General features: G+C 42.2%; 11 protein-coding genes and 2 pseudogenes. 8 read left to right on the top strand and 5 right to left on the bottom strand.

The features are described from left to right. Nucleotides 1-247: 247 nt before the first annotated feature. On the top strand, nt 248-1,249 hold the full coding sequence (locus ACF1X7_RS02845; protein ID WP_146955208.1) for a hypothetical protein: 1,002 nt from the start codon (nt 248-250) through the stop codon (nt 1,247-1,249). Between the two features lie 29 nt (nt 1,250-1,278). Continuing rightward, a complete protein-coding gene (locus tag ACF1X7_RS02840; RefSeq protein WP_375792395.1) occupies nt 1,279-1,473 on the top strand; it encodes a transposase in 195 nt (64 codons plus the stop codon). Here the strand turns inward: ACF1X7_RS02840 and ACF1X7_RS02835 are convergent. Continuing rightward, nucleotides 1,438-1,842, bottom strand: a pseudogene (locus ACF1X7_RS02835) (excinuclease ABC subunit A); the annotation flags it as partial. The gene ACF1X7_RS02840 and the pseudogene ACF1X7_RS02835 overlap by 36 nt on opposite strands. 127 nt (nt 1,843-1,969) lie before the next feature. Between ACF1X7_RS02835 and nrdI the strand changes: the two are divergent. The 4 genes from nrdI (at nt 1,970) to nrdF (ending at nt 6,601) form a co-directional block, all read left to right on the top strand. Then, on the top strand, nt 1,970-2,428 hold the full coding sequence (gene nrdI, locus ACF1X7_RS02830; RefSeq protein WP_172821868.1) for a class Ib ribonucleoside-diphosphate reductase assembly flavoprotein NrdI: 459 nt from the start codon (nt 1,970-1,972) through the stop codon (nt 2,426-2,428). A gap of 27 nt (nt 2,429-2,455) precedes the next feature. Next, the gene (nrdE, locus tag ACF1X7_RS02825; RefSeq protein WP_411162421.1) at nt 2,456-4,603 is read left to right on the top strand and encodes a class 1b ribonucleoside-diphosphate reductase subunit alpha; all 2,148 of its coding nucleotides are present in this window, start codon (nt 2,456-2,458) and stop codon (nt 4,601-4,603) included. A 106-nt stretch (nt 4,604-4,709) separates the two neighbouring features. Continuing rightward, on the top strand, nt 4,710-5,636 hold the full coding sequence (locus ACF1X7_RS02820) for a ribonucleotide-diphosphate reductase subunit beta (protein WP_061827404.1): 927 nt from the start codon (nt 4,710-4,712) through the stop codon (nt 5,634-5,636). 14 nt (nt 5,637-5,650) lie between these two features. Further along, nucleotides 5,651-6,601, top strand: coding sequence for a class 1b ribonucleoside-diphosphate reductase subunit beta (gene nrdF / locus ACF1X7_RS02815; protein ID WP_016265840.1), 951 nt, complete (start codon nt 5,651-5,653; stop codon nt 6,599-6,601). A gap of 107 nt (nt 6,602-6,708) precedes the next feature. Here nrdF and ACF1X7_RS02810 read toward each other — a convergent pair. The 3 genes and pseudogenes from ACF1X7_RS02810 to ACF1X7_RS02800 form a co-directional block, all read right to left on the bottom strand. Continuing rightward, nucleotides 6,709-6,858 (bottom strand): annotated as a pseudogene (locus ACF1X7_RS02810) (transposase); the annotation flags it as partial. A 210-nt stretch (nt 6,859-7,068) separates the two neighbouring features. Beyond that, nucleotides 7,069-7,965: a DUF368 domain-containing protein gene (locus tag ACF1X7_RS02805; protein ID WP_064776923.1), complete on the bottom strand. Its 897-nt coding sequence runs from the start codon at nt 7,963-7,965 to the stop codon at nt 7,069-7,071. Nucleotides 7,966-7,996: 31 nt separating this feature from the next. Beyond that, the gene (locus ACF1X7_RS02800) at nt 7,997-8,893 is read right to left on the bottom strand and encodes a mechanosensitive ion channel family protein (RefSeq protein WP_064776924.1); all 897 of its coding nucleotides are present in this window, start codon (nt 8,891-8,893) and stop codon (nt 7,997-7,999) included. A gap of 156 nt (nt 8,894-9,049) precedes the next feature. On the opposite strand from ACF1X7_RS02800, the gene ACF1X7_RS02795 reads away from it, so the two are divergent. Next, entirely contained in the window at nt 9,050-9,484 is a 435-nt protein-coding gene (locus ACF1X7_RS02795) for a DUF948 domain-containing protein (protein ID WP_004271257.1), read from the top strand. Between the two features lie 5 nt (nt 9,485-9,489). Then, the gene (locus ACF1X7_RS02790) at nt 9,490-9,942 is read left to right on the top strand and encodes a YtxH domain-containing protein (RefSeq protein ID WP_004271254.1); all 453 of its coding nucleotides are present in this window, start codon (nt 9,490-9,492) and stop codon (nt 9,940-9,942) included. A 639-nt stretch (nt 9,943-10,581) separates the two neighbouring features. Here ACF1X7_RS02790 and ACF1X7_RS02785 read toward each other — a convergent pair. After that, nucleotides 10,582-11,679, bottom strand: coding sequence for a M24 family metallopeptidase (locus ACF1X7_RS02785; protein WP_004270512.1), 1,098 nt, complete (start codon nt 11,677-11,679; stop codon nt 10,582-10,584). Nucleotides 11,680-11,752: the final 73 nt, after the last annotated feature.

Here is an 11,752-nt window from a genome sequence, read left to right as displayed (position 1 = left end):
GTAATAAAGGTAATTATTAATAGAGGTCGCAACTCATGAGTTGTGAACCTCTTATATCGTTATATATTGTTCTTGGGTAATGATGGTTAGATGACTAATATTCACCCCTACATAGGCATTCTTGGGAGTCTAGCCTAGGGGGAAGTAGTGATACCGTCAAAGTTATGCCTGATGAACATAGTCAAAATATCGAAAAATTATCATGTAACAAAGTTTTAAAGGCATTAGAACTGGGAGGAAATTTGATATGCAAAAGAGAGTCGTCCATCTAATTTTAGCAATTATTTTCTTAACCACTACAATCGTACAGTCATTTGGTAGCGCATTAGCGGTGGCTATGAATAAGGAGACGGTGACAGCCAACACGACTTCTAAGATTGTGAACCCACGAAGCGCAATTGAAGGCGCGAGCTCAGTTTCTGAAAGCTTAGCCAGTTCGTTGCAATCACAATCGACAAGCAGTGCTTCAACAAGCTCAGATAGTAAGTCGAGTTCAAAGAGTTCTGATTCAGAATCGAGTTCAAGTACTTCTGAGAAAAAGGAAAGCGTTAAATCGACCACGAGTAAATCGGTGATTATTCAACCACGATACTGGCTTTCAGATTTGACTGATCCGGGCAGTGAATATCCAGACTTTTCGATTCCTTTATCTGGTCAAAACAACGTTACAACGATTGAAGATGTAGCTAACCCTGTTGATGGCAACGGTGACCAAATTGAAATTCCATATTCTTACAATGCTTTCCCGGTTTATATTCCTGGAGTTTCAAGTGAAACAGTGCATATGCCTGCTATAGATGAGTATGGATCGCTTGCTGGCGCGAACCTTAAATATGATGAAAATGGTCTAATTAAAGATAACTACATTGATTATAAAAAAGTGATGATATATAAAGACAGTGCGGGGAAAATGCATTGGATTGATATGAAGCAACGGTTTATTGGATATGAGAAACATGGTTGGTATAATGATGCGCCGGCATATCTTGACAATAACTTTACTTCTAATAGCACGGGTAAAAATAATTTAGGTACATTAATCAATGCTTGGGCAACTACTAAGATTGGTAAGGGAACGGATAAACCTGGTAAAGCTCCTGGATTATTGGGGATTACAGGGACTTACGACGCGTTGAATTTCTTCCCTGCTTATATTCCAAATAGTAATTCTGTCGGTGATGCAGCGATGCGATTACCTGGATGTAAGCTGATTCCTGAGACAACTTTTAAGAGAGGGTATAATGAATAAATCATCTCTCAAAAGGAAGGAATTTTTACATGCCAACTCGTTACGACAAAGAATTCAAACAAAACATTATCAACCTATATAAGCAAGGCGAATCAGCTGCCCAACTGGCCAGAGAATATGGCATTGGCTATTCAACAGTTCATAAGTGGATCCAGGGCCAGGCCAAAACTCAATCCGGTAAATCGCCAGACGAAATCATGGTTGTGTTTAGCATAATTATCTAAGGCTAATTTAGCTTGAAGCGGATTGTCACCAATCCCTACAGTGGTGTATAAACCGAGTTTTTGGCGGATCGTCGTTTGAATTAACCGTGCTACTTCACGAACGGAATTGCCAAACAGACGCCACGAATGGGTCATATCCAAAATGCTTTCATCAATTGAATAGGGCCAAACTTCCTTTTCAGCCGCAAACTGATGAAAAACTTGATTAATCTGCAAATTACGTTGAATATAAAGGTTCATGCGGGGTGGCACAACCCATAGTTGCGGGTCATTGGGTAAGTTATGTTTGCGGGAGACATTGGCTTTGATATGAAATAAGTGTTTAGCTTCGGGTGACGTGGCTAAAATTAGTCCTCCATTGGTATTTTCAACACAATTTTTAGCTCAATCAGACCTTTAACTAATTTACCTGATTGTTGCAATTTCTATATGTAGTGCTATAATGTAATTCTAACCACCATATATAGAGAAAGGACGATGATTAGTTACGGAAACCATAAATATCCTCTACATCAGCTTGAGTGGCAACACAAAATATTTTATTAGCAGACTGACAACATACTTTGAGAAAGAACGTCATGTTCAGGTTAGTTCCATTAATGTTAAAGAACACCCTGAATTCACCACTCTTGACCAGCCGTTTGTTACCTTCCTACCAGCCTTTATTAAAGGTGGTAATGGGGTTAATAACGGTTATACTGAAATATTAACTACTATTTTGGGAGATTACCTCGCGTACGAAGGCAATTACCAGCATTGCTACGGTATTATCGGTAGCGGTAATCGTAATTTTAATAAGCAGTTTGCACTCACGGCTAAACAATATGCTAAACGCTTCGGTTTTCCTTACATTACCGATTTTGAGCTACGTGGCACCGTACACGACATTCCTCGCATTGCCGATGCCATCTTAACCTATCGCGATCAATTCTGTTTTCAAACAACAAAGGAGTAATCCCTAATGGTAACTAGCACCCCAGAAATGGAAAATACCTATTTTTACTTAAATAACCTAGTAAATATCCCAAGCAACGGAGAAATTCCGCTACATTATGATCAAGAAGCCCTAAAGGCTTATTTCGAAGAGACAGTTAAACCGAAGACCAAGCAATTTGATTCGTTAAATGCCAAGTTAAATTACTTGGTTGACGAAGATTATATCGATCCAAGTATCCTGGAACAATACTCTCACAAGTTTGTGCAGTCCTTGTTCGACCAAATGAGAGACCATCACTTTCGTTTTCGCAGCTTTCTCGGTGCCTACAAGTTCTACACACAATATGCCATGAAAACTAATGATGGCCAGCAATTTTTGGAAGACTTTGTCGATCGCGTCGTCTTCAATGCCCTCTATCTCGCTAATGGTGATGAACAACTTGCCAATGACGTTGCCGATGAATTGATTTCACAACGTTATCAGCCTGCCACCCCCACGTTTCTCAACGCGGGTAAAAAACGGCGCGGTGAAATGGTATCATGTTTTTTAATCGATGTGGCCGACTCCATGCTCTCAATTGGACGTGGCGTTAATTCTGCCCTTCAACTATCTCGAATCGGTGGGGGCGTCGGCGTTAACCTGTCAAACTTGCGCGCCTCAGGTGATCCTATTAAGCAGATTTCCAACGCCTCGTCTGGCGTTATACCAGTGATGAAGTTACTTGAAGACTCATTTAGCTACAGTAACCAACTTGGGCAACGGAACGGCGCCGGAGTGGTTTATCTCAACGTCTTCCATCCTGACATCTTACATTTTCTGGATACCAAAAAGGAAAATGCGGACGAAAAAATTCGGGTGAAGACCTTGTCCCTCGGTTTGATTGTTCCTGATAAATATTATGAATTACTCAAGACTAACGAACCAATGTATCTTTTTAGCCCCTATGATGTCGAACGTGAATATCGTACGCCATTTGCTTACATCGATATCACCAAAGAATATAACAACATGGTCGCTAACCCCAATATTAAGAAGTCAGTCTTTAACGCGCGGAAACTAGAACAAAAGATTTCTCAACTCCAACAAGAATCTGGTTATCCTTACATCTTGAACATTGATACGGCCAATCAAACTAACCCTGTCGATGGCAAAATTATTATGAGTAACCTTTGTAGTGAGATCTTACAGCCTCAAGAACCGTCAAAACTTGATGATGACCTATCGTACAAGACAACTGGCACCGATATTTCATGTAATCTCGGATCAACCAATATCATGAATATGATTGACTCGCCGGACTTCGGTCACTCAGTTGAGGTCGCTGTTCGTGCGCTCACCCTCGTAACTGACACAACCGACGTTAAGGAAGTACCGACTGTTAAACATGGTAACGAACTTTACCACACGATTGGATTAGGGGCTATGGGTCTGCATACTGCCCTTGCACGCCACCAAATTGAGTATGGCTCACCAGAGGCCCTTGAATTTACTGATGCCTACTTCCTAGCTTTAAACTACTATTCACTCGTTACGAGCAATCGAATTGCCCGTGAACGCCACGAAACCTTCGCTAAATTTGACCAATCAAAGTATGCTGATGGCAGTTACTTCGATCAATACTTGAACGCAGACTTTGAATTTAAGAGTACCAAAGTTGCAGAGATTTTCAAAAACATTAAATTACCATCTGTTGCCGACTGGGAGGCCCTCAAACAGGCCGTCATGGCGGATGGTCTTTACCATCGTAACCGACTTGCCGTGGCACCGAATGGTTCCATTTCGTACGTCAATGAAACAAGTGCGTCACTTCACCCAATCACACAATTAGTAGAACAACGGCAGGAAAATAAAGTGGGATCAATCTTCTACCCGGCACCTTACCTGTCTAACGAAACTTTGCCTTACTACACACCCGCATATGATATTGATCAACGAAAAATTATTGACACCTATGCCGTAGCTCAAAAGCACATTGATCAAGGTATGAGTCTGACACTATTTATGCGTTCAGTTTTGAAACCTGACCTTTACGAGTGGAAGGACAATAACAATTTAAAGATGACAACCCGAGACCTTAACCGGTTACGGAATTACGCCTGGACAAAAGGCATTAAGTCACTTTATTACATTCGAACGTTTACAGAAGACGATGAAATTAAAACGGCAAATGAATGTGAATCATGCATGATCTAGGAAATTCACTTGGGGTCTTACCGTCCGTTTAACACACCGGCATACGTTATTGGGTCACAAGACCCATATACCCATGAATCCTAATTAAGGAGACGAACAAATAACGATGGACTACTTATACTACAAAGCAATTAACTGGGATGATATTAAAGATAATTTCGATAAATACATGTGGGAACGACTCACCACTAACTTTTGGTTAGACATTCGGATTCCCATCACGAATGATCAAACGGCTTGGCAACAGCTATCAGATACTCAACAACAGGCCATTACTCGTATGTTGGCAGGTACATCAATGTTAGCCGTCTACCAATCAGAAGTTGGCACCCCTGCTATTCGCCACGATCGGAGAACTCAACAAGAAGAATCCGTATTAAACACCATTACCTTTATGAAATCAGTCCATGCCAAAAGCTGTACGACCATTTTTCGGGCTCTGATTCCGGGTAACGATGGTGAAAGTTTTACTTGGGCAGATGATAATGCCAATCTGCAAGCTGAAATTGACCAACTAGCCCAAACGAGCACTAGCGATATGGCCTTACAGAAAAAAGCCCTTTTTATTCTGACTGAAACTGGGCTCTCGTTTGGTAAATACTGGACAATACTTCAAACACAGGATCTCGTCAATACTTACCAAATGTTGGCTAATATTCTCCGCGGTAGCGCCCTTTTTAGTGCTTATATTGGTTACAAATTTCGCCTCAGATTTGAAGAACTCACTGTAAGTGATCAAACCGAACTGCAGTATTGGATTAATACACAGTTTGATCAACTCATGCAAACTGAAAAAGACTTCTTAGAAGCTAACCTTGACGATGCCACCGAAGCCATCAATCTGGCCTCCTATGGTGCCAATCATGCATTAATGTTACTTGGCTTTAACGCTGTCTACGAAGTTCAACCGTCTTCACTAGTGGCGCAACTCAAAGAACTGATGATTGACCAAAATCAATTTTTGCAACAGGTAACGGCTTCAAACAATGAATCGGACACTGAAAAAATGACCGATAACGACTACGACTTTTAAGGAGCATTCAACTAATGAGCTATAAAACAATTAATTGGGACGTCATCGAAGACGAACTTGACGAATATGTATGGGATAAAGCAACGGCACAATACTGGCTGGATACGCGAGTACCTGTTTCTAATGATTTACGGGACTGGCGGACACTCTCTGGCACCGAAAAATCGGTTATCAATCGGGTTGTGGGTGGATTAGCCTTGCTGGACACACTCCAATCCGAAGAAGGAGTCGACGTGCTGCGGCCCGACGTTCGGACACGAAAAGAAGCAGCAGTCCTCAATGACTTTTTGATGATGGAGTCAATTCATGCCAAAAGCTACGGCACTATTTTGACATCTTTGAACGATCAAGCCACTGTTGACGAAGTATTCAAATGGATGAACAATAATCCCAGAATGCAATACAAAGCCAAACGGATCAATGATATTTATCAAACGGGAAACAACCTTGAAAAGAAAGTTGCAAGCGTCTTTCTTGAAGGAATTTTGTACTACACCAACTTTTTTACCCCACTTTGGTACCGTGGTAACAATAAGCTGGCAAATCTTTCTGAAGTTATCAAACTGGTGATCCGCGATGAATCTGTTCATGGTACCTACCTCGGCTACAAATTTCAATTGGGATATAACGAGCTATCGGCGACTGAACAAAAAACATTCAAAAAGTGGATGGATGAGTTGCTCGATGATCTCCTTGAGAATGAGTTTGCGTTCACCGAAGAAGTCTACGCGCCGATTGGTTTAGCGGAAGACGTTAAACAATTCGTTCACTACAACGCCAACAAGGCGCTCCAAAATATGGGCTTCGAATCTCGCTTCCCCAATGCTGAGATTAAAGATATCAACCCAATCGTAATGAACGGAATTTCAACCGAAACGGCCAATCATGATTTCTTTTCACAAGTTGGTGCTGGCTATCTAATGGGTAATGCTGAAGCTATGAGTAGCGGCGACTATGACTTCTAACATAGGCTTCTAGGCATAATTCAAATTTAAAAAAAGCCAATGTCCACAGGAGATATTAAAGGTGCCTCTGTCAACCGGTGTTGACGAAGTTATATTTAGAAACCAATTTATTTACGAATTGGTTTCTTTTTTCGATTTTGATTCCAATCCCGAATTCGATAAATAAAGGTTTTCCAGTTCTTGTAATCATACGCGGTTCTTTTGGTTTGCTTGATTTTACGGTTCACACCTTCTGCGAAATCATTTGATACCCGTCCGTCCATTGAACATCTTAGAGCGATTAAAGCACTATAACAAATAAAAACTATCCACAACCTGATTGGGAAGGGTGTGGATAGTTTTTTTGTGAAAACGTGCTTTTTAATTGCAACACCTTCCGCTTAATCTAAAATGAGCCTTAATCTCAAAAGACGAGATTGAGGCTCATTTTTAATTAATGCTCAGAGGCAAATCGCTTTAACAGCACTCTATGCTTTGTCGAAGTAGATTGTTGCGATTGTGCCTAGGATGATCATAGCGATGATGAGTGCGATGGGTCCTAGTAGTGCTGTGGCGGTTGTTAGGGCTGGCCAGGCTGGTACGACGCCGGTTTGGGCAAGAATCCAGATGGCGGCAATGACAACACCGAGCACACCGGCGTAAACGTATTCGACGAAGTGTGCTAATAGGTAGTGCATTAATTTAGCAACAATCACAGTTCCGATGACGGCCCCAATGATGAACGGTAAAAGGAGCGCGACGCTTTTGAACGCTTCTGTGGCTTGTGTCAAGCGTCCTGTGACGAGGTAGACCATTAAGTCGAGTAGTTGACTGACAGCGTGATAAACAGTGCCATATTGCTTCACAATCATGAGCATGATTGACCCAGAGACGCCTGGGATGAGCATGAGTGATACTGAGAAGAAGCCGGCAAATAGTAACGTGCCAAAGTCTTGGAGGGTAGTGAGTTGTTTGATAGCGATGTCGGATTCAGATTGGTGACCACCAATCTGGGTGAGTAGTAGCATAATTGCGCCACAGACGATGGCGATTAACACTTTTTGCCAGTTGAGTCCGGCGAGTCTACGCCAGATGAATGGGAGACTGCCGACGACAAGACCGATGAAGAAACTGTATGCCGCTAGTGGATAAGCGGTGCATAACCAAAGAATGATTTTGGTGGAGAGTAAGACGCCGATCCCAGCGCCAATCCCGATTGGCCATAAAAAGCCAATTGCTTGGCGCCAATCTTTTTTGAATTGCGCGATAGCCGCCAGAAGCGGTTCGTATAGACCAACGATAACGGCGAAAATGCTGCCGGATAGACCAGGTATTACGAGTGCGACGCCGATTAGGGCACCTTTGAGTGCGTTAATAAGTGGCATAAGCGGTTCTCCTTTTTATATGAGGGGACTTTTATTTGGTGGGAATTGTAACGAGTGTTGAAGGTAATGGGACACCAGCTTCATTCAAGGCTTGCAAGTAAGCCTGTAAGAAAGTACGGTTAGTGGCAACTTGTTCGCCGTTAGTGGTGTGCATAACAATCTGGTAAGCAAGAACACCATCTGCGAGGGTGGTTACCCCGAGAATCGTAGGGCCATCTTGTATTTCAGGATGTTTGGGCACCAGTTGCACATTGACTTCATTGACGGTTGCCGCTAACAGCTGTAAGTCGGTGTCGGGTAAGATGCGAATGTTAATCAGAACACGCATATCATTGCGGGATAGGTTGCTGACGATCGAGATATTGCGGTTAGGAATGAAATTTAAGGTGCCATCGTAACTTTGAACTTGTGTGGTTCGTAAGCCAATCGCGTTGACGGTGCCTTCTACCGTACCAATTTTAACCATATCACCCACATCGAATTGTTGTTCTGCGAGGATGAAAAAACCGGTAACGATGTCGTTGACGAAACCTTGTGCGCCTAACCCAATGGCTAAACTGAAGATCCCAGCGCCGGCAATCAAGGTACCAACAGGAACGCCGAGAACGCTGAGTAGCGCATAGAGATAGAAGAAAATCACGAGGTATGAAAAAGCGTTGACCATCAAAGTATAAATGGTGTTCATGCGGTTACTTGAGAAACCATCAGTTTTGCGGTATTTTCTGAAGCTGCGCTTAATGATGTACTTACCTAAGCGATTGATGAGGTAGAATAAAGCGGAGAGTAGGATAATTTGAAACAATCCAGCAACGAGGGTGCTGAGTAATTTATCCCAGTCAATTGAAGTGATGTAGCGCATAAAAATATTGGTCTGTTTCTGAACAGATTCGACCGGAGTTGGTGCGGCCGCTAATAAACGTGTGAACATGCGTGAAACTCCTTTTTTGTAGCATGTCTTTAGTTTAGCAAATGTCAGAAAAAATGGCACCTAATATAGTGAAGATAATTGAAGGTTAAGGGAAATAATGCTATTCTAGTCTTTAAGAGACAATGTAATAGATAACGAAGTAGGAGGAACAAATCAATGACGGGTGGTCAAATTGCGGCGCTAATCGCCGCAGGGGCTTTTGCGGTCCTAGTTGTTTTTCTAATAGTGATGCTATTAAAAGTCACAAAAGTATTAACGGATGTTTCTAAGACAGTAACGGAAGCCAACAAGAGTGTCACGGTTGTTACTGAGAATGTTGATATTTTATCTAAAGAAGTAGAAGGTTTACTCAGCAAAGCCAACGTATTGCTAGACGATGTGAACGGGAAAGTCGCTGACTTGGATCCTGTTTTCAGAGCGGCTGGCGAACTTGGCGAGAGCGTTTCAAGTTTGAATACGGCAAGTCGCAATTTAACGGAACATGTTACCAACGTTGGGCGGACAACCGCTAAGGCAACGGTCGCTTCGAAGGTTGGCGCAAGTGCATTAAGATTTTATCAAAATCGACGTCAAACAAAGGATAAGGAGTAATTCTCATGGCAAAAAAAGGACATTTTCTATTAGGTGTATTAGTCGGTGGCGCAGCAGCCATTGGTGCAACATTAATGTTAACTCCTAAGACGGGTAAGGAATTACAATCAAAATTAGTGGACTTAGGTGATGATTTAATGGATCGCGCACAAGACTACTACTATTTAGCAAGTGAAACAGCAGCAGACTTAAAAGACGACGCAAAGCTACACATGAATCGCGTCCATGATTATGCAAGTGATTGGCAAGACAATGCGTCTGATATCAAAGAACAAGCAAAAGCACAATTTGATGAAAAAACAGCAGACTTGAAATCACAATTTGGCGGCAGCCTTGAAGCTAGCCAAGAAGATTTCGACGATATCGTGATCGACGGCAAGAGTGCATTTGGCCAAGCCAAAGACGAAGCAGCCGCCGCTGTTGAAACTGTTCAAGAAGAAGTCACTGAAGATAAATAATCAATGAAAAAGCCCCCGCCAAGCCTGATTTAGCGGGGGCTTTTTTGCTTGTTTGAATTGACGACTAGTGCAAATTTTAAAAGTCGGTGTTATAATGAAAACATAGAAAAAGAGCCGTGCGACAACACGACTCTTCTCCACAGTCCGCCTAAGACGGTGGCAAGTTTTTGGTAAAAAATAACCGTGACTCGTCAAAGTTTAGACGGTTATTTTTTTTGATTAAATTTTAGAATCTCAATGACTAACATGGCAACCGAAATTGCCAACATCAGTGTGTTGAAAACCGACATGTTATCCTTTCTCAAGGTAACGCTTAATCAACATAGGCATCACCTCATTTCTGAGCGTTAGCCACCGTCATAAACTTACTGTTAGGATTACTGTAACATAGTTTGAATGGTTAACGACTAGGGATTATAAAGTTCTTTAAAACAAAAGGCAGGCGAAATCATTTTGTGATTTCGTCTGCCTTTTTTAATTAGTGCTCAGTTACTGACCGCAATTAAGGGCACCCTTATTGAAACGTGCTGTTTCAAACTGCCTTTTCCGGTTAACCAAAAAACGCGAATCATGACGAAAAGCGTCATAATCCGCGTTTTTAAGTTAATCCTCAAAGCCAACCCGTTTGAATCAGCACTCTTAGAATGTTTGTAGTTCTTTTGTCATGTGTGTGAAGGCTTCTGATCCTGTTTCTGTTACGTGGACACAGTCTTCAATTCGAACACCGGCAACGCCTGGGATGTAGATTCCTGGTTCGATTGAGAAACACATGCCTGGCTTGATAATCATGTCGTTGCCTTCCATGATTGATGGGAATTCGTGTTCTGAAGTTCCAATGCCGTGACCTAGACGGTGGATGAAGTATTCGCCGTAGCCCGCTTTAGTGATGACGTCACGTGCAATCTTATCTAATTCAGCCGCTGTGATACCGGGTTTGATTGCTGCTTGGGCAGTTAAGTTTGCTTCAAGACAGACTTTGTGGATTTCGAGTGATTTCGCATCGGGTTTGCCAAAAGCAACGGTCCGCGTCGCATCACTCATGTAACCCTTATGCAATGTCCCAAGGTCAAAGAGCACGAGGGCATCTGGGGTTAAAATGTTGGCTTCGGGGCCACCATGGGGGTTAGCTGCGTTGATACCTGATTGTACGATGGTATCAAAACTCATATGCATAACGCCTTTGCGCATTAATGCGTATTCGATTTCTGCAACGATATCTTGTTCTGTTTTACCTGCTTTTAAGGCATTGAAACCAACTTCGAAAGCATAATCGGCTTCACGGCCGGCTGCTTCCATTAAAGCGATTTCTTCAGGTGTTTTAATTAATTTTAAGTTTTCCATGAAACGTGAAGCGTCGCCTGGGAATGTTGCGTCTGGGAATTGCTTTAGAATGGCTTCGTAACGTTGAACAGGAAGGTCGTCTTTTTCAAGTGCCCAACGTGTAGGGTTCGCATTCCGTTTCTTGATTTGATCTGCGATGATTGCGTATGGATCTTCGTGATCGAGATAGCCGTAAACGTCGAGTTTCCAGCCAGCTTTTTTAGCAGATTCAACTTCTAATTGTGGTGTAAATAGGAATGGGTCCTGATCTGCAAAAACAAAGAGGGCTAAGACCCGTTCTGCAGGATCACTTTCGAAACCAGTGAAATAGAGGATGTTGGTTGGATTACTGATGTAAGCCACATCCATATTATTCTCACCAAGCCAATTTTGTAATTGGGCTAATTGATTATTCATCTAAAGCACTTCCTTTACAATTGATATCACTAGTATATCACAACCAATGTAAACGGTAATGTAAACCACAAAT

It is taken from the genome of Latilactobacillus sp. VITA-14 (assembly GCF_046580785.1).
Taxonomy (GTDB): domain Bacteria; phylum Bacillota; class Bacilli; order Lactobacillales; family Lactobacillaceae; genus Latilactobacillus; species Latilactobacillus curvatus.
The sequence above is the reverse complement of the archived record's forward strand: the minus strand, read 5'-3'. Positions and strand labels throughout refer to the sequence as shown.

Coding starts and splice junctions, on each gene's coding strand:
- ACF1X7_RS02845 (WP_146955208.1), top strand. CDS start 248: ATGCAAAAGAGAGTCGTCCATCTAATTTTAGCAATTATTTTCTTAACC.
- ACF1X7_RS02840 (WP_375792395.1), top strand. CDS start 1,279: ATGCCAACTCGTTACGACAAAGAATTCAAACAAAACATTATCAACCTA.
- nrdE (WP_411162421.1), top strand. CDS start 2,456: ATGGAAAATACCTATTTTTACTTAAATAACCTAGTAAATATCCCAAGC.
- ACF1X7_RS02820 (WP_061827404.1), top strand. CDS start 4,710: ATGGACTACTTATACTACAAAGCAATTAACTGGGATGATATTAAAGAT.
- nrdF (WP_016265840.1), top strand. CDS start 5,651: ATGAGCTATAAAACAATTAATTGGGACGTCATCGAAGACGAACTTGAC.
- ACF1X7_RS02805 (WP_064776923.1), bottom strand. CDS start 7,965: ATGCCACTTATTAACGCACTCAAAGGTGCCCTAATCGGCGTCGCACTC.
- ACF1X7_RS02800 (WP_064776924.1), bottom strand. CDS start 8,893: ATGTTCACACGTTTATTAGCGGCCGCACCAACTCCGGTCGAATCTGTT.
- ACF1X7_RS02795 (WP_004271257.1), top strand. CDS start 9,050: ATGACGGGTGGTCAAATTGCGGCGCTAATCGCCGCAGGGGCTTTTGCG.
- ACF1X7_RS02790 (WP_004271254.1), top strand. CDS start 9,490: ATGGCAAAAAAAGGACATTTTCTATTAGGTGTATTAGTCGGTGGCGCA.
- ACF1X7_RS02785 (WP_004270512.1), bottom strand. CDS start 11,679: ATGAATAATCAATTAGCCCAATTACAAAATTGGCTTGGTGAGAATAAT.